The sequence below is a fragment of the Variovorax sp. P2_H12 genome (assembly GCF_056403395.1).
Genome location: NZ_JBFUFO010000040.1, coordinates 20446 through 41024 on the forward strand (window position 1 = coordinate 20446; position 20579 = coordinate 41024).

General features: G+C 67.1%; 21 protein-coding genes. 4 read left to right on the forward strand and 17 right to left on the reverse strand.

Annotation, left to right across the window (positions count from 1 at the left end):
- The first annotated feature begins 9 nt into the window (after positions 1 to 9).
- Complete coding sequence (locus AC1DYK_RS27400; RefSeq protein ID WP_478169162.1) at positions 10 to 405, forward strand: hypothetical protein; 396 nt, start codon at positions 10 to 12, stop codon at positions 403 to 405.
- Positions 406 to 446: 41 nt separating this feature from the next.
- Entirely contained in the window at positions 447 to 1079 is a 633-nt protein-coding gene (locus AC1DYK_RS27405; protein ID WP_478169163.1) for a class I SAM-dependent methyltransferase, read from the forward strand.
- A gap of 20 nt (positions 1080 to 1099) precedes the next feature.
- Here AC1DYK_RS27405 and AC1DYK_RS27410 read toward each other — a convergent pair whose 3' ends face one another.
- The 12 genes from AC1DYK_RS27410 to AC1DYK_RS27465 form a co-directional block, all read right to left on the reverse strand.
- The gene (locus AC1DYK_RS27410) at positions 1100 to 2842 is read right to left on the reverse strand and encodes a SulP family inorganic anion transporter (protein WP_478169164.1); all 1743 of its coding nucleotides are present in this window, start codon (positions 2840 to 2842) and stop codon (positions 1100 to 1102) included.
- A gap of 33 nt (positions 2843 to 2875) precedes the next feature.
- The gene (locus AC1DYK_RS27415) at positions 2876 to 3232 is read right to left on the reverse strand and encodes a hypothetical protein (RefSeq protein WP_478169165.1); all 357 of its coding nucleotides are present in this window, start codon (positions 3230 to 3232) and stop codon (positions 2876 to 2878) included.
- Between the two features lie 308 nt (positions 3233 to 3540).
- The gene (locus AC1DYK_RS27420) at positions 3541 to 4314 is read right to left on the reverse strand and encodes a DUF2092 domain-containing protein (RefSeq protein ID WP_478169166.1); all 774 of its coding nucleotides are present in this window, start codon (positions 4312 to 4314) and stop codon (positions 3541 to 3543) included.
- A 64-nt stretch (positions 4315 to 4378) separates the two neighbouring features.
- A complete protein-coding gene (locus AC1DYK_RS27425; RefSeq protein ID WP_478169167.1) occupies positions 4379 to 4504 on the reverse strand; it encodes a hypothetical protein in 126 nt (41 codons plus the stop codon).
- An 11-nt stretch (positions 4505 to 4515) separates the two neighbouring features.
- Positions 4516 to 5076, reverse strand: coding sequence for a dihydrofolate reductase family protein (locus tag AC1DYK_RS27430; protein WP_478169168.1), 561 nt, complete (start codon positions 5074 to 5076; stop codon positions 4516 to 4518).
- Between the two features lie 71 nt (positions 5077 to 5147).
- Positions 5148 to 5996 carry a tetratricopeptide repeat protein gene (locus AC1DYK_RS27435; protein WP_478169169.1) on the reverse strand — a complete coding sequence of 283 codons (849 nt, stop codon included), beginning with the start codon at positions 5994 to 5996 and terminating at the stop codon, positions 5148 to 5150.
- A gap of 114 nt (positions 5997 to 6110) precedes the next feature.
- A complete protein-coding gene (locus AC1DYK_RS27440) occupies positions 6111 to 7055 on the reverse strand; it encodes an MlaD family protein (RefSeq protein WP_478169170.1) in 945 nt (314 codons plus the stop codon).
- Between the two features lie 203 nt (positions 7056 to 7258).
- Positions 7259 to 8056 carry an ABC transporter permease gene (locus AC1DYK_RS27445; protein WP_478169171.1) on the reverse strand — a complete coding sequence of 266 codons (798 nt, stop codon included), beginning with the start codon at positions 8054 to 8056 and terminating at the stop codon, positions 7259 to 7261.
- A 4-nt stretch (positions 8057 to 8060) separates the two neighbouring features.
- The gene (locus AC1DYK_RS27450) at positions 8061 to 8834 is read right to left on the reverse strand and encodes an ABC transporter ATP-binding protein (RefSeq protein ID WP_478169172.1); all 774 of its coding nucleotides are present in this window, start codon (positions 8832 to 8834) and stop codon (positions 8061 to 8063) included.
- Between the two features lie 25 nt (positions 8835 to 8859).
- The gene (locus tag AC1DYK_RS27455) at positions 8860 to 9861 is read right to left on the reverse strand and encodes an ABC transporter substrate-binding protein (protein WP_478169173.1); all 1002 of its coding nucleotides are present in this window, start codon (positions 9859 to 9861) and stop codon (positions 8860 to 8862) included.
- A gap of 36 nt (positions 9862 to 9897) precedes the next feature.
- A complete protein-coding gene (locus AC1DYK_RS27460; protein ID WP_478169174.1) occupies positions 9898 to 11634 on the reverse strand; it encodes a hydantoinase B/oxoprolinase family protein in 1737 nt (578 codons plus the stop codon).
- Positions 11631 to 13751, reverse strand: coding sequence for a hydantoinase/oxoprolinase family protein (locus AC1DYK_RS27465; RefSeq protein WP_478169175.1), 2121 nt, complete (start codon positions 13749 to 13751; stop codon positions 11631 to 11633). Before AC1DYK_RS27465 ends, AC1DYK_RS27460 begins: the two co-directional genes overlap by 4 nt.
- 213 nt (positions 13752 to 13964) lie before the next feature.
- Here AC1DYK_RS27465 and AC1DYK_RS27470 point away from each other — a divergent pair, with 213 nt between their 5' ends.
- Together AC1DYK_RS27470 and AC1DYK_RS27475 are read left to right on the forward strand one after the other, a co-directional pair.
- Positions 13965 to 14648 carry a TetR family transcriptional regulator gene (locus AC1DYK_RS27470; RefSeq protein WP_478169176.1) on the forward strand — a complete coding sequence of 228 codons (684 nt, stop codon included), beginning with the start codon at positions 13965 to 13967 and terminating at the stop codon, positions 14646 to 14648.
- A gap of 140 nt (positions 14649 to 14788) precedes the next feature.
- Positions 14789 to 15166, forward strand: coding sequence for a RidA family protein (locus AC1DYK_RS27475; protein ID WP_478169177.1), 378 nt, complete (start codon positions 14789 to 14791; stop codon positions 15164 to 15166).
- A gap of 163 nt (positions 15167 to 15329) precedes the next feature.
- Here AC1DYK_RS27475 and AC1DYK_RS27480 read toward each other — a convergent pair whose 3' ends face one another.
- Genes AC1DYK_RS27480 through AC1DYK_RS27500 form a run of 5 tightly spaced genes read right to left on the reverse strand, consistent with a single transcriptional unit; the run spans position 15330 to position 20367 of the window.
- Positions 15330 to 16037, reverse strand: coding sequence for a GntR family transcriptional regulator (locus AC1DYK_RS27480; protein WP_478092133.1), 708 nt, complete (start codon positions 16035 to 16037; stop codon positions 15330 to 15332).
- 59 nt (positions 16038 to 16096) lie between these two features.
- On the reverse strand, positions 16097 to 16852 hold the full coding sequence (locus AC1DYK_RS27485) for an aspartate/glutamate racemase family protein (protein ID WP_478169178.1): 756 nt from the start codon (positions 16850 to 16852) through the stop codon (positions 16097 to 16099).
- 24 nt (positions 16853 to 16876) lie between these two features.
- Positions 16877 to 18304, reverse strand: coding sequence for a dihydropyrimidinase (gene hydA, locus AC1DYK_RS27490; RefSeq protein ID WP_478169179.1), 1428 nt, complete (start codon positions 18302 to 18304; stop codon positions 16877 to 16879).
- Positions 18301 to 19020: a maleate cis-trans isomerase family protein gene (locus AC1DYK_RS27495; RefSeq protein ID WP_478169180.1), complete on the reverse strand. Its 720-nt coding sequence runs from the start codon at positions 19018 to 19020 to the stop codon at positions 18301 to 18303. Before AC1DYK_RS27495 ends, hydA begins: the two co-directional genes overlap by 4 nt.
- Positions 19021 to 19041: 21 nt before the next feature.
- Complete coding sequence (locus AC1DYK_RS27500; RefSeq protein ID WP_478169181.1) at positions 19042 to 20367, reverse strand: MFS transporter; 1326 nt, start codon at positions 20365 to 20367, stop codon at positions 19042 to 19044.
- Between the last annotated feature and the right edge of the window lie 212 nt (positions 20368 to 20579).

A 20579-nucleotide genomic window follows, 5' to 3' on the forward strand; every position in this document is an offset into this window, starting at 1 on the left:
GAGCAGCCCATGCCTTCACGAACACACCTGGTACGCCAAGCAGCGCGCGGCATGCCGCCGATGCCCCTGAGTCCACCGAGCGACCCGGAGGCAATGACGCCGCCGCCGTCGGATGCCGAGCTGTGCGAACGCGCCGTGCAAGCCATCTGGCGATGTCTGGATGCGCATGATCTTCTGGATGAGCACGGACGAAACGACCTGGCAGTGGTCCTCGAGCCGCTGACCGCCCTGGCGCTCGGGGACCGTCCACGACGCCTGGTCAACACGCTCAGATTGCCCGACCCGATCGATGCCTCCCTGCTGTATTGGCTCACTCGCCGGCTCCTGACTCTGATCCCCGAGCTGCAAGCCGCGGCGATCGCATTCTCCAAGCCAGGCCGCAATCCGACTCCGCCCCTTGCCTGATGGCGTCTAGCCGCCAGACGAGAATCAGGGAGGAGCCGAATATGCACTTTTCATCTGACGACCTTGGGCGGATCGCCGCCGTGACGCTCGGGCACTACGACCTGCACGCGGAAGAATTCTGGCAAGGCACGCGGGACCACGACGTCAGTCAGAACATCGCGGCGCTCCTGCAGTACATCGAGACGGATCCGCCGTTCGAGATCCTGGATTTCGGCTGCGGGCCCGGGCGCGACCTCATGACATTCCAGCGACTCGGCCATCACGCGACAGGACTCGAGGGGTCCGAGCGGCTCGCCGCGATGGCGCGGGCGTACAGCGGGTGCGAGGTCCTGCGGCAGGATTTCCTCAAGCTGAGTCTGCCGGCCGGCCACTTCGACGGCGTGTTCGCCAATGCAGCGCTGTTCCACGTCCCCGGTCAGGAATTGCCGCGCGTACTGGGCGACCTCCACGCGACGCTCAAGCCAGGCGGCGTGCTGTTCAGCTCGAACCCCCGTGGCGATGGCCAGGAGGGTTGGAACGGCGACCGCTACGGCGCCTTCCACGACCTGGACGCCTGGCGCCGATACATGTCGGCAGCCCGCTTCACCGAACTGGCCCACTACTACCGACCGTCCGGCATGCCGCGCGAACAGCAGCCCTGGCTGGCGAGTGTGTGGCGCAAGCCGGCACCCTGAGCGCCGGGGCCCCCTCACTCTCACCCCGGTGCTTCCGCAGTCTTGCGGCCCTCCATCTCGTCGATGACGTCGGCCACCGAGATCCTGCGCCCGAAGTAACCCACGCTCTCTTCCAGTCCTTCGGCGCGGAGAAGGTCGCGAACCGGGGCATGCGCCGCAACCAACCGCATGCGGATGCCCGCTTCGGCGAGCTCCTGGTGCAGTTTGGCCAACATCCTGGCCCCGGCCAGGTCGACCTGGGGCGAGGTCGACAGGTCGCAGACCACCAGCTTCAGCGTGCCGGGGGCGGAGCGAAGCATCTGCCGAACCGTCTCGCGCACGTGCTCGGCGTTGAAATAGAGCAGGGCCGCATCGACGCGGAAGGCGAGCACGCCCGGCACCGCCGTGTTGTCGGGGTTGCGCTCGATGTCGGAGAATTTCCGCGTGCCCGGTATGCGTCCGAGGGTGGCCACGTGCGGGGACGCGACGCGGCTGATCAGCAGCGCCAGCGACGCCAGCACCGCGACGATGACGCCATTGAGGATGCCCAGCAGCAGCACCGCGACGAAGGCGATCATCGACACCGCGAACTCGAAGCGACTGACCCGCCACAGTCGCTTCATTTCGCCGATGTCCACCAGCCCCTTGACGGCCACCAGAACGATGGCGGCGAGGACGACGTTGGGCAGGTTCTTCAGCCCGTCGGTCAGGAACATCAGGCACAGGCCGATCGTGACCGAGGCGAACACCAGCGCCAGCGGTGTCTTGGCGCCGGCCTTGTCGTTGACCGACGATTGCGAGAGTCCGCCAGCCACCGGATAGGCCTGGAAAAGCGCCGCGCCGAGGTTGGCCGCACCGAGCCCCAGGAATTCCTGGCGCGGATCGATCTCGTACTTGTGGGCTTCGGCCAGGGCGCGTGCGGCTGAGACGCTCTCCACGTAGGAAAGCAGCAGGCAGGCGAACGCGAGCGGAATCACGCCGTCCACGTCGCGCACCCGCAAGCCGGGCAGCTTGAAGTCCGGCAGACCCTGGGGCAGCGCGCCGACGACCTTGAAGCCCAGATCGCCCAGCGGAGTCACCGACAGCACGACGATGGAGGCCACCACCACGAACAGCGCGGCCGGGCGGCCCGGCAAATACTTCTCCGCCAGCAACAGCAGAATCAGCGCCACGAGACCAAAGGCCAGCACGGCGAGGTGGGTCTCGGGGATCTGGCCGCCGAGTATGACGAGGCGCTCGAAGAAGGATTCACCGCCTCCCTTGACGCCGAACAGCTTGGGCAGCTGGGTCAGTGCGATGGTGCAGGCGGCGCCGGCCTTGAAGCCGAGCAGGATGGTCTCGCTGATGAAGTTGACCAGCGAACTCAGGCGCAGGAGCCATGCCAGCACGCACATGGCCGCGATCAGCAATGCGGTCAGCGCCGCGATGCTGGCCCAGCGTTCCGGATCGCCTTGGGCCATGCCGGCCACGGTAACGCCGACCAACATCGAGATCGCGGAAGTGGGTCCGATCGCCAGCTGCCGCGACGTGCCGAACAGCGCGTAGAACAGGCCGCCGACCAGGTAGCAGTAGATGCCGTACTGCGGCGGCAGGCCGGCCAGCGTGGCATAGGCCAGCGACACCGGGATGCCGTAGGCGGCCAGGGTGACGCCGGCGATGGCGTCGTTGGCCAGCCACTTGGGCTGATAGGACGCAAGCCACTGCGCCGGCGGGAAGGCAGCGCGCCAGCCGCGCACCTGGGCGTCTTCAGCCAGCGCTGGTACAGGTTCTGCTGGTTGAGTCATGGTTGAACTCCGGCCCGGGTGGCCGCCGCCGCATCAGTACGGTGGATTGACCACCACGTATTGGGATCCCTGCGGCTGATACCACTGGCTGCCGCATTGCTGGTACACCATGCCGCTGTAGTTGACCGGCACACAGTTGGCCGGCACGGAATTCACCATCGAGCCCACCACGGCCGAAGTCACGGCCACCGCGGCGCCGACGGCCACCGCGCCGGCGACCGGATGGTAGTCATTGTCCCAGCCGCCGCCGCAGCAGTTGTTGTTGCCGGCGACATTGACGTTGACGTTCCGATTGGCATTGACGTTCGTATTACGGTTGGCGTTGACGTTGGCATTGCGGTTGCTGTTGACGTTGTTCGCGCTGGCACTTCGGACGTCATTGGTCCGCACGTCGGCCCTGCTGTTGTTGACCTGCGCGGCCTGCCTGCCTCCGCCCGCAGCCGCAGCGCCGCCACCGCCCCCGGCGCGGGCGCCGCCTCCGCCTCCTGCAGCATTTGCGCGGGCGCCTCCACCGCCTCCGCCGCCTCCGCCGGCGCTCGCGCGAGCCCCGCCACCGCCACCCCCGCCGCGGCCCCCGCCCCCACCGCCGCGATCACCCGCGGCCTCGGCCACAGGGGTCCACGCGAAGCTGACCAAGACCAGGACGGCCAGGGGAGCCGCAAGCATCTTGCTGAATGATCCTTTCATGATCGCGCTCCTCACCTGGCTTTCACCGGAACAATTTCGATTCGGGTCGCACCCTTGGGTGGTGTGAACCTGAACGTCGCCTCGTTGAAGGCCGGCTTCAGATTCCAGTCCATGAGGGTGATCGATTGCGGTCGCGCATCGTCGCCGCGGTTGGTGATCACGAGCTTGCGCGGCAAGGGCTTGCTGCCCGCCGTGATCCAGATCTGCCAATCGAAATCCCCCTGTCGAAAGGCGTAGTGGTCGCAGAGACTGTCCCCGATGAAGTCCTGCCCGGCATTCATCGCCGATTCGATCTTGTCGACCGGCGCTGCCGGGGTGCCCCACGTGAACAGGTCGGACATCGGGATCTCGACGCCGTAGCGCTCTTCCAGCTTGCCCACGAGCACGCTGTTGGGCTCCGAGAACTCGACGGTCGAGTAGTACTTCTGCGCAGGGATGTAGAGCGCAACCGTCTTGCCGTCATAGAAGATCTCGCGCTCCGAGCGAACACTCCACATGCGGGCGCGCAGCTTGTTGGGACGCTCCGCATCGACCGTGGCCGAGGCCGTGTGCATCAGCTTCTGGCCGTCGCTCAGGACGCGCTCGCCCGTCAGCGTGGTCGAGGTCCGGAACCGATCCAGCGTCTGCAAGTAGGCGCCCATGTCCTTGAGGGCCTGAATCGAAGCCGGATCGACGGGATTGGCGGCGGGCGGCGGGGCCGCGCCCGCGGGGGCTGTTTGTGCGTCGACGACCGGTGCCGCCAGAGACAAGGCCAGCACGGCCGATGCAAGTCTTCCGAGTTTCATCTGCGCTCCTTTGCAGCTGCTTGTCCAGCATGCGCGAGCGGGTCGGATCGCCAATTGACAAATATCAATCGCCATGCCGAATGCCGGGCGCCGCCCACGCCCGAGCGATCTCGTCGCGGCCAGGCGCGAACTCGCCGTATCCGGCTGAATCGCAGGCAACGGCACGGATCGCCGCGTCCAGGCCGTCCACGGCGGGCGTCCTCAGTGCAGGGTTCGGTAGGACAGAGCCACATTGCCGTTCTCGAAGCGGCGCTCGTCCATCAACTGCAGTTCGATCCGCTCGACGATGCCTTCGAACAGCGTGCGGCCGGCGCCGAGCACCAGCGGGTTCAGCACCAGCTGGAACTCGTCGACCAGCTTCGCGCCCGCGAGTTGGGCGACGACCTGGCCGCTGCCCATGACCACCATGTCCGGGCCGCTCTCGTTCTTGAGCGCACGCACGGCATCGAGCATGCCGCTGCGGACCAGGCGGGTGTTCTGCCATGCGGCGGCCTTCAAGGTCGTGGAGAACACGACCTTGGGCGCTGCGTTGATGGCGCGCGCCACCTCGGGCATCGCCTGCGCCGCCGCGGGCGTGGGCCAGTACGAGGCCATCTGCTCGTAAGTGACGCGGCCGAACAGCAGCATGCCGCCCTGCCCGGCATTGGCCCGGGTGAACGCCACCCACTCGGGGTCGGACTTGTGGGCCCAGCGCATGTCGCCGCGCGCGTCGGTGAAATAGCCGTCGAGCGAGACATTGTTGAAGACCGTGAGCTTTCGCATGGCGGCGGACCTCCCTGCAAGAACCGGCAGTGTCCCGCCGGGCGGCCAGACCGTCAACGCCGCGCCGCGGTCTACGGCGCCGCAGCCGCCAGCAGCCTCGCGGTGCGCTCGGAACCCGCTTCGTTCCCGGCGGCGAGCGCCACGTCGCGCGCCCGGGTCCAGTAGTCCCGGGCGAGTTCCGGCTTGTCCTGCGACGCCAGGCCCAGGAGCAGCAAGTCCTGGTAGATCTTCTCGCTCGCTCCCGCCGCCTTGTCCATCTTCAAGGCCTCTTCGAGCAGCGGCACCGCGGCGGCCGGCGTCTTCATCGCGAGATAGGCACTGCCCTGCAGGCGCAGCGCATTGGCCTTCTCCAGCGCATCGTCCTTGGCCAGCGCGCGCTGGGCCTGCTGCGCCAGCCGCAATCCCTCCTCGGCGCTTCCGGCGCTCAGCGCCAGATAGGCCTTCAGGTTGAGGATCTTGCCCCTGACACTGCAGCCGCTGCCGCAGAGCGTGGCGGCCCGATCGAGCGATTGCCCGGCGCTCGCGCGATCGCTCGTCTGCACCGCCATGGCGCGACGCAAGGCGGCCTCGGCACGGCGCTCGGCACTGAACGCGAGGCGGCGCTCGTCCAGCACCAGGTCGAGCTGCTTCAGCGCCTCGTCCTGGCGCCCCATGCGCAGGTAGACCATCGAGAGGTTGAGCCGCGTGGCGGCGATGGCGTCATCGTCCTCGATCGACTGTTCGACCACCAGTGCCTGCTGGAAGAAGGCCAGCGCACGCGGCAGTTCCCCCGCCTTGTAGCGATCGATGCCCTGGGTGTTGTAGCCCTGAGCCTGGATCTCGGACGGCGAGCGCACGGGCGGCGTCGAGCAAGCGCCGAGCAGGCCCAGGGCCAGGGCACACAGCCCGCAGGCGACCCGTCTCTCTGCGCGGCTCGTCATTGCGAGCCTCCGCGCAGCAGCGCTTCGGTATTCGCCTTGGGAGCGGCCCGGCGGCTCATTGCGAACCTCCGCGCAGCAGCGCTTCGGTATTCGCCTTGGGAGCGGCCCGGCGGCTCATTGCACCTCCCCCGGCAGCGGCAGCCCGCCGATGCTGTCGATCGGCAGCGACTGTGGCGTGGTCGGTGTGCCGGTCAGCAGGCTGATCGGCCAGGTCTGGCGCGCATTGCTCACCATCTGGTTGGTCTGCGTCGCCGCGGCCTGGACCTGGTCGAGCACGGCGGGCAATCGCTCCGACGCCTGGGCCGCCATCGCCTGCAGTTCGGCACTGGCCTTCTGCGAGGTGGCCGCGGCCTGCTGCACCTTCTCGATCACCTCGGGCGCGGCCTGCGCCACGACGTCGATGGTCTGGCCGGCCCTCTGCAGCGTGGACACGGCACCGCTCTCGATGGTCTGCACGGCCTGCTGCGTCTTGTCGAGCACGTCGCTGGTCCTCTCGGCGATCGCGGGCATTTTCGAGACCACGTCGCGGCCGGCCTGCAGCGTCTGCTGGAAGGCGCCGTCCGGGTCGGTCAGGCTTTCGGTCAGCTTGCGCGCGTCGGCGATCACCGGCATCAGCGCGGCCTGCATCTCCTGCGCGATCAGGCCGCCGTCCCCGCCGCGCTCGAACGCCAGCACCTCGCCGGACGCCACCGGCTGCCCGCCGGCGCGTGGCGGCACCAGGTCGATCGCGGGCTTGCCGATCGTGTTCTCCTGCACCAGGCGGGCCCGCGTGCCCTTCGGGATCTGCGCCATGTGGTCGCGGCCGATGCCGAGTTCGAGCCGTGCGCCCGGTGTGCCGGGCGGCGACAGCGAGATGGCGCGCACGTTGCCGACCACCACGCCACGGGTGGTCACCGGCATGCCCTGGGCCATGCCGGCCGCGTCGGGCAGGTCGACGAAGAGCCTCTCCTGGCGCTGGAACAAGCCCTGCTGGTAGGCGATCCAGGCCAGCAACGCGGCGATGACCAGGACGAGGACCACCGCGGGGGCAGTCCGGTGCCTTGTGTCGGATTTGAGCATCGGTATCCTCCGGTGAAAGAGAGCGCCAGATTCCTGAACCTCGCGAGTATCTCCGCGATTGGGGTCCTGGGTGTGCGCGCTCCGGAAGGCGGCTGGAACTCACTTCACCACCCGGAAGAAGGTCAGAGGCCCTTCAATGCATGTCAGTCACTACCGGTAGCGTAGGAAGTCGGCAAATTCATAGGCGCCCGAAAGGAATTCCCTCAAGCCGATGCGCCGTTCAGCCCCGGACGCTCGCGCTGCGAGGCATGCCAGACCAGGTAGCGCGCCTCCGCGACCTCGATGGCCTTGAACAGCAGCACCCCCAGGATGCACAGCAGGATCAGCGCGACAAACACCGTGGACGTGTCGAAGCTCCCCTGTGCCACCAGAATCACATGGCCAAGCCCCGCCTCGCCCGCGACGAACTCGCCGACGATGGTGCCGACCAGCGCGAAGGACACGCCGACCTTCATGCCCGCGAAGATGCTCGGCAACGCATTCGGGAATCGGATCTTCCACAGCATCTTGGCGCGCGAGGCATGGTTGACGCGCGCCATGTCGAGCATGTCGGGATCGGTCGAGCGCAGGCCGAGCACGGTGTCGATCAGGATCGGGAAGATCGCGATCAGCATCGCGATTGCGACCTTCGGCATGGCGCCCGTACCCATCCAGATCACGAACAGCGGTGCCAGCGCGACCTTCGGCACCGCGTTCAGCGCGACCAGCAGCGAGTAGAGCGTGCGGTCGAGGAACCTCGAATACACGATGCCAATCGCCGCAGCCACGCCGAGCAGCAGCGCGAGCGCGAAACCATAGAGCGTGGTGCGCAGCGTGTCGAGGCTTTCGAGCAGCAGGTAGCCCGGCTGGGCGAAGAACTGCGCGATGATCTTGGACGGCGCCGGCAGCAGGAAGTCGCGGATGCCCAGCATTCGCACGCAGACCTCCCAGATCACGAGCAGCACCAGCAGCGTGAGCATCGCCTGCCGGCTGCGCTCGGTACGGGCCCAGAGGTATTTCATGGTGTCAGCCCTTGAAGATGCCGATGTCTCGGAAGGTGTCTCGGATGCGGGCCACGTAGGCGGCGAACTCCGCCGTCTCGCGGATGTCGAGCCCGCGCGGTCGCTCGAGCTCGATCGGTATCACGTCGGCGATGCGGCCGGGCCCGCGCGCCATCATCACCACCCGGCCGCCGAGATAGACCGCCTCGGTGATCGAATGGGTGATGAAGACCACGGTCTTGCCCGTGGCCAGCCAGGTCCGCTGCAGCTCGGCATTGAGCTCGTCGCGGGTGAACGGATCGAGCGCACCGAAGGGTTCGTCCATCAGCAGCAGCTGCGGGTCGAGCAGCATGGCGCGGCAGATCGACACACGCTGGCGCATGCCGCCCGACAGCTCGCGTGGAAAGCGGTCGAGGAAGGCCGACAGACCGAACAGGCCGAGCAGCTCGCGCGCACGCGGCTCGTGCTGGCGCCGATCGAGGTCATGGAACTCGGCTGCCACCAGCACGTTGTCGAGGATGTTGCGCCACTCGAGCAGCAGGTCGCGCTGGAATACCACGCCCATGTCGTCTGGTGGCGCATCGATGTCCCTGCCGCGCAGCGCGAGCTTGCCGCTGGTGATCGGCTCGAGCCCGGCCATGCAGCGCATCAATGTGCTCTTCCCGCAGCCGCTCGGGCCGACGATGCTGACGAATTCGCCTTCCTCGATGTGCAGGTCGATGTCCTGTAGCGCATGGATCGGCTTGCGCTCCGAGCGGTAGATCTTGTTCAGCCGCTCGATCTCAAGAAAGCTGGACACGGGGGTGTTCCGCGCGGGAGCGGGTTCAGACGGCCAGGAGCGCATTGGTGTAGTAATCCGAGGGTTTGTGGCCGGGCTTGGTCTGGCCGGTCTGCTCCATCGACCTGATTGCCGCGGCCCAATCGGCGTCAGCCTGCAATCCGAACGGCAGGTTCTTGGTGGTCGGACTCTCGAAGAACGGGCGATAGGCGGCGATCTGCCCGCGCAGCACGTCGGCATCGAGCTTGGCATTCGGCCGCTGGGCGATGGTCGCAGCCACCGCCTCGTCGACGTGGCCGTCGTGGATGTACTGCCAGGCCTTGACCTGCACCTGGACGAACTTCGCGATCGCCTCGCGCTTGCTCTCGAGGGTCTTCGGCGTCAGCGCCAGTCCGTAGCTCGGGAAGCTGATGCCGCTGTCGCCGAGCAGCAGCGCCGATGCCTTGCGCGTCTTCAGCACCATCGGCTGGCCGAACGGCGCCTGCGACATGAAGCCGTCGCTGTTGCCCGATGCATAGGTCGAGATCATCGCGCTCGGCGCGACCATCACCAGCTCGATGCTGCTCTTGGTCATGCCGTTGGCCTTGAGGAAGGGCTCGATGAAGGGCGCCCACGGGCTGGTCGTGAAGCAGACGATCTTCTTGCCGGCGAGATCCTTGGGCGTCTTGATGCCCAGCGACTGGTCCATCAGCACCGCCAGGTCGCCGGTGCGCGCAAAACCCGCCACCGAGATCAGGTCGAGCCCGTTCTCCTTCGCGACCGCCATCGTGCCGAGTGCCACCTGGCCGATGTCGGCCTGGCCTGCCGACAGCAGTTGCAGGGTCGAGATGGTGCCGGTGCCGTCCTGCACTTCGACGTCCAGGCCCTGCGCCTTGAACAGGCCTTTCTGCAGCGCCAGGTGCATCGCGCCATGCATGCCCCAGGGCGAGAAGTCCAGCCTCACGCGCAGTTTCTCCGCGCCTTGCGCACGCGCTGGCGCGCCGCCCAGGGAAAGGACAGGCAGGGCAATCATTGCCGCCAGCCCGGTGCTCAGTGTCCGTCGCTTCATTGCATTCTCCGGTTGCAGGTTGTGGGTGGGAACCGTTCAGGAAGGGGTGCTGGCCGCGCGCTCGGCACGCAGCGCCCGCGTCGCGGCAGGGTCGGCCTTGCCGGTATGCGGATCGACGATCGCCAGGTAGTGCTGCCGCACGAACGCCGCGCTCAGCTTGTGATTCCAGACGTCGTGCTCGATCTCCGCCAGCGGGCGCAGCAAGGGATGGCCGAATCCGCCGCCGCCCGGCTGGATGTGCGTCACCTTGTCGTTTCGGGCAATTTGAATGCCGACCTTGCTCGGCAGCGCCTCGTCGACGTCGCCGCGGGTGAGGATGTTCGATGCCGCGGCCGCCGCGCCGCCGCCATCGAGGCCGTAGGGCTGAAACTTCATGCGGTCGGCGCGCAATTGCAGCAGCACGTCGTCGGCCAGCACGCGGTAGCTGCGCTGGATGCCGAGGCCGCCGCGGTAGCGGCCGGCACCGCACGAATCGGGCTGCAGCTCATACGATTCGACCCGCACCGGATGCTGCGCTTCCAGCGTTTCGATCGGCGTGTTGGACAGGTTCTGCGAGGCGTTGGTGATGGCCTCGACGCCATCGGCATGCGGCCGTGCGCCCCAGGCGCCGCAGATCATGTCGACGATGATGTAGGGTTGGCCATCGTCCCGCTTTCCCGACAGGCAGACCACCGTGTTGCCGCCCTCGCCCGCCGCCGGGATGCGGTCGGGAACCACCTGGGCCAGCGCGCCGAGCATGGTGTCGAACACCCGGTAGCCGGTCAGCGCACGGGCCGCGACGGCCGCCGGCTCGACCGGATTCAGCACCGTCCCTTCGGGCACGTGGATCTCGACACAGCGGAACACGCCGGCATTGTTCGGCACGTCGCCCTTGAGCGCGCAGCGCACGCTCAGGTAGGTGCACGAGTTGGTGTACGAGCGGGTCGAGTTGATGGCCGCGCGAACCTGCGGCGACGAGCCGGTGTAGTCGACGCTGACGTGGTCCTCATGCACCGTCAACGCGACCCGGATCGGGATCGGCTCCGGCGACAGGCCGTCGTCGTCGATGAAGTCCTCGAAGGTGAAGGTGCCTTTGGGCCAGGTCCGTATCTCGGCGCGGGTCAGGCGCTCGGCGTAGTCGAGCAACTCGGCGAAGTAGGTGCGTGCACCCTCGCGGCCATAGCGGTCGAGCAGGCTGGTGAGCTCGCGCACGCCGACCTGGCAGGCGGCGTACTGCGCGCGCAGATCGCCGAGCACCCGGTCCGGCACCCGCACGTTCTGCGCGATCACGCGCTCCATGATGTCGTTGACCTTGCCGGCGTCGTAGAACTTGACCACCGGGATGCGCAGCCCTTCCTGGTAGATCTCGGTCGAGTCGCTGGCGTTGGAGCCCGGGACGCGGCCGCCGACGTCGGTGTGGTGGCAGATCACGACGCAGAAGCCTTCGAGCTCGCCCTGGTAGAAGAACGGCACGAACATGAAAATGTCGGGCAGGTGCATGCCGCCCTGGTACGGGTCGTTGACGATGATCGCGTCGCCGGGCGCCAGGTCGTTGCCGTAGCGCGCCTTGACGGCCTCCATCGCCTCGGGGATCGCGCCCAGGTGCAGCGCGATGGTCTTCGCCTGCGCGATCATCCGCCCTTCGCGGTCGCAGATCGCGGCCGAGTAGTCCATCACGTCCTTGACGATCTCCGAGCGCGCGGTGCGCAGCACGGTGTAGGCGACCTCGTCGACGATCGAATCCATCGCGTTCTTGATCACGGCGAAGGTGATCGGGTCGATCTGGATGGTCATTGCGCTTGCTCCTGGAGGTCGATGATGATGTTGCCGATCGCATCCGAACGCACGCTGCAGTGCGGCGGAACCACGATCGTGGTGTCGTAGGACTCGATCACGAGCGGACCCTGCTCGGCCGCCTGGCCGATCCTCGCACGCGGCACGATGCGCGTCATGAGGGGCGCTTCGCTGGCCGAGAAGCTCACCAGCCGCGTGCCGGTCTCGCCCTGCAGCGCGGTCGCGTCGACCTGGCAGCTGGCGAAGTCGAGGCGGTGCTTGCTGCGGCCGCGCGCCGAAACCCGCAGGTTGACCAGTTCCAGCGGCTCGTCGCTGCTGTAGCCGAAGGTCTGCTGGTACGTCGCCTGGAAGTCGCGCGTCAGTTGCGCAATCACCTCGGCGTCGAAGCGCGGCGACGCCAGCGGTACCGTGAGCTCGGAGCTCTGGCCCAGGTAGCGCAGGTCAGCGGCCAGCACGGCGCTCGCGTCTTCCGGTGGATAGCCCTCCGAGGCCAGCACCGTGTAGCCCTTGTCGGCCAGCGCATTCGCGATCGCGCCCATGGCGGCCGGCTCGCAGTCCGCGAGCGGCCGCAGCACGGCCTTGACGAAGTTGTGCTCGGCATCGGCTGACAGCATGCCGGCCGAGCAGAACACGCCGGCCATGATCGGCGCGATCACCCGCTTGATGCCAAGCAGCCGGGCCACGGCGACCGCATGCAGCGGGCCGCCGCCACCGAAGGCGATCATCGACATCTCGCGCGGATCGCGGCCCCGCTCCACCGTCACGGCCCGGATGGCGCGCGCCATGTTGACGTTGGCGACCTGGCGCACGCCGTGCGCCGCGGCCAGCAGGTCGAGCCCGAGCGGACGGCCGACGTCGCGCTCGATCGCGGCCTTCGACAGCTCGGGCGACACCTTCAAGCTGCCGCCCGCCAACGCCTTCGGATTCAAGTAGCCGAGCACCATGTTGGCGTCGGTCACCGTCGGATGCGGATTGCCGTTGCCGTAGCAGGCCGGGCCCGGGTGCGCGCCGGCCGACTCCGGGCCGACGCACAGCAGGCCGCCGGCATCGATCCAGGCGATCGAGCCGCCGCCGGCGCCGACTTCGGCGATGTCGATCGCCGGCACCTTGAGCACGTAGCCGCCGCCCTTGACGAAGCGGCTCGGCGCACTGATGCCGTCGCGGAACTCGTACTCGTTGGTCAGCGAGGGCTGGCCGTTCGCGATGATCGATGCCTTGGCGGTGGTGCCGCCCATGTCGAACACGATCAGGTCGGCGTCGCCGCCGAGCGCGCCGATCTCGACCGCGCCGGCCACGCCGCCCGCCGGTCCCGAGGCGACCGCGAAGACCGGCTTGTCGCTGGCCGAGGCGATGCCCATCATGCCGCCGTTCGACGCCATCACCTGAAGCGATGCGGTGATGCCCATGCGCGTGAGGTCGTCGCGCAGCCGGGCCAGGTAGGTCCGCATGGCCGGCAGGATGTAGGCGTTGACCACCGTCGTGCTGGTGCGCTCGTACTCCTTGATCTCCGGCAACACCTCGCACGAGACGCTCAGCAACAGCTGCGGAAAGTGCTGCTGCAGCAGCGCCTTGGCCGCCAGCTCGTGCGCCGGATTGATATAGCTATTGATGAAGCAGATCGCGAGCGAGGTCACGCCCTCGTCAGCCAGCTGCCGCGTCTCGACGAGCAGTTGCGCCGTGTCGAGCGCCGTGACGACGCGGCCCTGCGCATCGATGCGCTCGCGGATGCCGCGGCGCCAGCGCCGGGTGGACAGCGGTTCGGGCTTGGACCAGCCGAGGTCGAACATCGTTGGCGTGCGGATGCGGCCGATCTCGAGCACGTCGCGAAAGCCCTTGGTGGTCAGCACGCCGGTCGGCGCACCGACCTTCTGCAGGATCGTGTTCGAGGCCGTGGTGGTGCCGTGCACGATCTCGGTGATGTCGCCGGGCGCCACGCCGGCCTGTTCAATCAGCGCGCCCAGGCCGTTGACGATTGCCAGGCCGAGGTTCTCCGGCGTGGTCGACGTCTTGTTCACGAACAGCCTGCCGTCGGGCAGGGCCAGGACGATGTCCGTAAAGGTGCCTCCAATGTCGCACCCGACGCGGACGCCTCGAGAGGCGCTCTTGGTCAAGTTCATCCGCTACTCCGTTTCACATGCCTCGCGGCTTGGTTGATAATCCGACTCATCGATAAACTAACTAACTAGCTAGTCCAATATGAAGCGAAATATAGGAGACGTCATGGTCGCCTGTCAACGCGAACTTTCATCAGTTTCGGCAAGAGGTTCCGGATGGGCCCGCTAAACTCGCGCGGCCGGGTTGGGCCCAGCCCGCAGGAGACCGGTGAATCCATGACAGAAACCAAGGCCGCCACGGCCAAGCGCCGGCCGCGCAATGCGCAGGCCACGCGCGAGCGCATCGTCAAGATCGCGAGCAAGGAGTTCGCCGCGCACGGCTACGACGGCGCGCGGGTCGATGCCATCGTCGCGCGCTGCAAGATCAGCAAGAACCTGGTCTATCACTACTTCGCGAGCAAGGAAGCCCTGTTCATCGAAGTGATGGAGCATGCCTACGGCGCCATGCGCGAGCGGCAGAACGAACTCGCGCTGACCGGCGACAACCCGGTCGAGGACATGCGCGAACTGGTGATGAAGACCATCCAGCACTTCATCGATCAGCCTGATTTCCTGCAGTTGCTGTCGACCGAGAACCTGCACAAGGCGGCGCACATCCGCAAGTCCAAGCAGATCGCGGCGATGTTCAATCCGTTGCGCACGGCCCTGGCCAACGTGCTCGAGAAGGGCAAGGAACAGGGTGTGTTCCGGGTGGACGCGGACTGGGTCGATCTCTACGTGTCGATCTCGGGGCTGGGCTCGTACTTCATCACCAACCGCTACACGCTGTCGTATGTGCTCGGCGTCGACCTGGGGGCGCCGGAGCGCGTGCAGGCACGGCTGCACCATGCAGCCGACATGGTAATCAGTTACCTGTGCGACAAGCGGGGGCATCCGGCGACCCCTTCAATCGCTTGCTGAATCCGCGCAACGGTCATTCGAGTTCTCCCTGGTGTCGACGACCCGGCACTTTACGCGGCACTTCGCTTCCTGAAGAATGAGCCAGCGGGTCGCATCGGCACCTCGCCGGGTCCCCTTCTTCACGAAAGGTGGTGCCGAAAATGACGACGGAGTTCTTTCTAGAGAGCAATGCGGGTACACGCACACTGCCGCGCTCGCTGGCGACGAAGGCCGGCGGCTTCGTGTTTGTGTCCGGACAGGTGGCCAGGGACGACAGCGGCAACGTCGTCGCAGGCGGGATAGAGGCTCACACGCGCCAGACGATGAAGAATGTCGCTCATGCACTTGCGTTGGCCGGTTGCACGCTCGAGGACGTGGTGAAGACCACGGTCTGGCTCGATGACGCACGCGACTTCGATGAATTCAATCGCATCTACAGCGAGTTCTTCCCTGGAAACAAGCCGGCGCGCTCGACCATTCAGGCGAGAAACATGGTCGCCACCAAGATCGAGATCGAGGTCATTGCCTACAGGCCGTGAGGCCGATGCCGGCGCGCGGGCGGCCTTGTCCCCGGACCCGGTGGACAGCCTTGTGGACAACCGCATGCGAATCGCAGGGGAATGACTCCAGACGGGCCTTCCGACGCGATGCCTCAAAAAAAGGCAGCGCGCTGATGGAACCCAGGGCGCCCAGAGCCGCCCGCTATCCGAGGATGCTCTCCAGGTCGGCCTCGTCGCTTCCGGCGTCGAGCCTGAGGCTTTGCTGAATGTGGTCCAGATGGTGGAGCATGAGGGTTTCGGCCCGCCGCGCGTCGTTGCGCTTGATCGCGTCGACGATCTCTTCGTGCTCGTCGGCGCGGCAACTGGTCGCGGTGGGCGCGTCGTACAGCGAGATGATCAGGCAGGTCAGCGTCGACAGTTCGCGCATCGTGCGCGCGAGCGCCGAGTTGCCGGCCAGTTCGGCCAGCAGCAGGTGAAATTCGCCCGACAGGCGCACCACGGCGCGCGCATCGTTGCGCTGGCGCGCGTCGGCCTCGAGTTCGAGATGCCGGCGCAGGCGCTGCATCTTGAAGTCGTCCATCGTGCCGATCAGCCGGCGCAGCACGCCGGGCTCGATCAGGCGGCGCGCCTCGAAGACGTCCTGCGCCTGCTCGATGGTCGGCTTGGCGACGTGGGCGCCGCGCTGCGGCACCAGTTCGACGATCTGCTCATGGGCCAGGCGGGCCAGCACCTCGCGCACCTTGGCGCGGCTGGTGCCGAAGATGGTGGCCAGCCGGTCTTCGCCGAGCTTGGTGCCCGGCGCCAGGCGATGTTCGAGAATCGCCGTGGAGATCTTCTCGGCGATGGCTTCGACGCTCTGCTCGCGGCCGGTTGCGCTCGTGTCCTTGGGAGAAATCATTTTCTTTGGCATGCGTTGCGATCTTAGCGACGGAATTCAGGCATCGGACACCCATCCGGTCGCCGCCAGGCTCATCTTTGCGCGCGGTCCCGCGCGAGCAGCCTTGCAATGCCTTCAGGCAATCCGTGGTTCGGCTTGATCGGCGGCGGCGCGAAACTGCCCTGGCGCGCGGGCAGCGTCCCCAGCGACACCAGCGTCTGCGCGTGGCAGACGGCGCTCGACACGCCGTCGACCACCGGCACCGGGATGCGGTCCCGGATCGATCGCGCCAGTCCCGCCAGCGGTGCGCCGGCGATGATGATCACGTCGGCGCCGTCGTCCTGCACGGCCGACAGGCACAGCGCTTCCAGGCGCGCCGTGTGGTCTTCCTGGACGCGCCCGATGTCCTTCAGCGGGTTGTCCAGGTTGCGGATGCTTGCCAGGCGCTCGCTCAGGCCGTTGGCCTGGACGCATTCGCGGTACCAGGCGGTGATCCGGTGCGAGATCGCGACGATCGAGAAGCGCTTGCCGAGCAGGCAGGCGCTCATCAGCGCGGCCTCGGTCAGCCCGACCACGGGGATGTCGAGCACTTCGCGCAGCCCGTCGATGCCCGGATCGCCGAAGGCGGCGACCACGATGGCGTCATGCCCGTCGCAGTGTTCGGCAGCGAGCGTGGCGGTGGCGTAGGCGCCGATCAGCGATTCGAAGCGGGTCTCGATGTACGCGACGCCGAATGGCGCCGTGAGCACGCGGATCTGGGTGCCCGGCGCGGCCGCGCGGCGCGCCTCCGCCTCGATCAGGTCGGAAACGCTCTGGGAGGTGTTGGGGTTGATCAGCAGCAGGTTCATGACGGGCCTCGGTTCTGCGTGGCGCTATCGGAGGGGGCGCGCCGGCAGCAGGCTCGGCCGGCCGCGCTTCAGAAACTGTCCACGGCCGGCGCGAGGATGGAAGGTGTGGCCGTCCCACACCACCTCGCCGCGCGCGATCGTCAGCGCCGGCCATGCCTTCACCTCGATGCCCTCGTAAGGCGTGTAGTCCACCGCGTGGTGAAGATCGGCATTGCGCACCTGGCGCGGCGTGGCGCCCCAGACCACGAGGTCGGCATCGGCGCCGATGGCGATGGTGCCCTTGCGCGGATGCAGGCCGTAGGCCTTGGCGGGGTTCGTCGACGTCAGTTCGACGAAGCGGTTGATGCTGATGCGTCCGTCGAGCACGCCGTGAGAGAACAGCAGCGGCAACCGGGTCTCGATGCCCGGAATGCCGTTGGGAATGTGGCGGAACTCGACCTCCTTGCCGCCCGGCTTCTTGCCTTCCGGTGCGTCATAACGAAACGGCGCATGGTCGGACGAGAAGATCGTGAACAGGCCGTCGGCCAGGCCGTTCCAGATGACTTGCTGGTTGTCCTTGTTGCGTGGTGGCGGGCTGCACACGCAGCGGGCGCCGCCATAGCTGTCGTCGATGCCGAGGTCCTCGGCGGTGAGAAACAGGTACTGCGGACAGGTCTCCGCAAACACGTGCAGGCCGTGCGAGCGCGCCCAGCGGATCTGTTCGACGGCCTCCTTGCCCGAGACGTGGACGATCATGATCGGCACGTCGACGAGTTCCGACAGCGCGATGGCCCGGTGCGTGGCCTCGCGTTCGACCAGCATCGGCCGCGAATGCGCGTGAAAGCGCGGCGCCGTCCGGCCGCTGGCCTCCAGGCGCCGGGTCAGCCACTCGATGCAGTCCGCGTTCTCGGCATGGATCATCGCCATGGCGTCGTGGCTTCGCGCGACATCCAGCACGTCCAGGATCTGGCCGTCGTTGAGCTTGAGATCGTCGTACGTCATGTAGATCTTGAACGACGTGTAGCCCTCGGCGATCAGCTGCGGCAGCTCGTGCTTGAGCACCTCCTCGGTCGGGTCGCTGACGATCAGGTGAAAGGCATGGTCGACGTGCGCGCGGCCCTCCGCGCGCTCGTGGTAGTCGCGCACCGCGGCGCGCAGCGACTGGCCCTTCTGCTGCGCGGCGAACGGAATCACCGTGGTGGTGCCTCCGCAGGCGGCCGCACGGGTGCCGGTGTCGAAATCGTCGGCCATGCGCACCGGCGCCTCCATCGGCTGGTCGAGATGGCAATGGGCATCGACGCCGCCCGGCGTGACGAAAGCGCCGGCCGCATCGATCTCGCGAATGCCGGCGGGCAGGCCCATGCCGAGCTGGACGATGCGGCCGTCGACGATGCCGATGTCGGCATCGAAGGTGTCGCTGGCGGTGGCCACGCGCGCATTGCGCACGACCAGATCAAGACCCTTGGCGCTCATGAAAACAGCCCTCCCCAACCCTTGACACCGCGCGTATCGACACCGATGAGCTTCAACGCCTTCCAGACCACGGTCGCCACCGAGTCGTAGATCGGGATGCCGAGCTCGCGCTCCAGCGCGTCCACCAGCGGCGCACCGTGCAGGTTGGTGCACATCACGGTGATGGCGTCGGGCTTGGCCTGCGCCACCTCGCGAATCATCGTGCGCAGCGTGTCGGGCGCGACCTCGGCGAACGAGAAGTTCACCGTGAGATCGAGGTGCCGTTCGGCCACGCACTCGACGTCGAGTTCAGCGTAGTTGGCGACGATGCGCCGCTGCACGTCCTCGACATAGGGCGACACGAGCCCCAGCGTGCGCGCGCCCTGCGCGGCCAGCAGGTCGTTGAGCGCCAGCACCGAGGTGGTCGCGGGAATGCCGGTCGCTTCGGTGATGCGGGCGCACAGTGCGCGGTCGCGTTCGAAGCCGAGCCAGCTCGCGGAGGTGCCGCTCCAGCAGATCACGTCGACATTCGCATCGGCCAGCAGCTTCGCCGCGTCGAGGATCGTGCGCTCGTCGAACTGGCTCTGCGACTTGTCGCCCATCGAGATCTCGGTCACCCGGAACCGCGAGAAATGCGCCGTGACACCCGGCACGCCGGCGACCATGGCACTGGTCAGCGGCTCGAGCGCCGTATTGGAGGAAGGCGTCAACACGCCGATGCGTTTTTGCTGGGACATTTCGCGAACTTTGAAAGTGAACTAGACGGGCAGCTTCTTGCTGTAGTCGATCAGCAGCGTGGAGCAGACGAACAGGCCCGCGCCGGCCGCCGCGAAGAGCATCAGCGCCAGGAAGTAGGAACCGGTCGCCTGCACGATCAGGCCGACCACGATCGGCACGCCGATGCCCGCGACGTTGCCGCCCAGGTTCATCGTGCCGCCGAGGAAGCCGACGTGCGCCCGGCGGCCGAGGATCGAAGGCACGCACCAGAACAGGCCGCACCAGCGCAGGAAGAACAGCGTGATCGACAGCAGCACGACCACAACGACCGGGTTCGTGATCTGCGACACCATGTAGATCGCAATGGTGGCGATCACCGACGAGATGCCGAACAGCGTGCGCAGCACCCTGCTGGTCGAGGCGCCCGCGGCCTTCCACTTGTCGGCCAGCCAGCCGCCGAACATTTCACCGACGAAGCCCGAGAAGAACATGATGAACACCGCGCCGCCCATCTGCTTGATGTCGAAGCCGTGCACCTTGGAGAGGTAGTTCGGCATCCAGGTGAGCAGGCCGTAGAAGAGCGCGTTGAAGCACATCCAGCCGAAGAACATGCCCCAGACCGAACGGAAGCGCAGGAAGTCGAGCAGACGGCCGCTGGCGCCTTGCGGCTCGCTGGCGGCGTCCTGCGCATGGCTCGCCTCGATGTACTTCGCCTCCGCCTCGTTGACGCCGGGATGTTCGCGCGGATGGTTGCGGATGTAGCTCCAGGCGAAGAAGCCGGCGACGACGGTGCCGACGCCCGCGATGACGAAGGCCAGGCGCCATGAGCCGAGCACCGCGATGAGGCCCGAGATCAGAATCGCGCCCAGTGCGGCGCCCAGCGGCGCGCCGCCGTCGAGCAGGGTCGCACCCCGGCCGCGCTCGTTCTGCGTCATCCAGATGCCGTTGAGCTTGCCGCCCGCGGGGTAGATCGGCGCCTCCGCCGCACCCAGGCCCAGGCGCGTCAGCAGCAAGGGAACCCAGCCGGTGCAGAACGCGGCGATGGCCTGGAAGAAGCCCCAGCCGAGCGTCGCGCCGGCGATGACGACGCGCGGGCCGAAACGGTCCGCCAGCATGCCGCCCGGAATCTGCATGAGCGCATAGGTCCAGAAGAAGGAACTCAGCAGCAGACCCTGCACGGCCGGCCCGATGTCGAACTCCTTGGCGATCAGCGGCATGGCCACGGACAGCGACGCCCGGTCGATGTAGTTGATCGAGATGAGGAACAACATCATCAGGAAGATCTTCCAGCGCACCTTGGTGGGCTGGAGGGCGGTGTCGGGTGCTGCGGCGGTCGCTGTCGCGTCGGCCGTCATGGTGGGTTGCATCGGTTTGTCTCCTTGCTTGGCACGGGGTGCCAACCTGCAGGGAAGCACCCGGCACGCTGGCGAGCTTGCAGCCGCGACGCGGGCTGGTCTGGTCTGGTCTGGCCAGTGCACCTCCGAGGCTGTCCGGTGGAATTTAGATTCCGTCGACTTCGATGTCAACATCAATGTTGACAATGTCGTCGACGTTAGGTGAAAACACCTACCACTCCGCC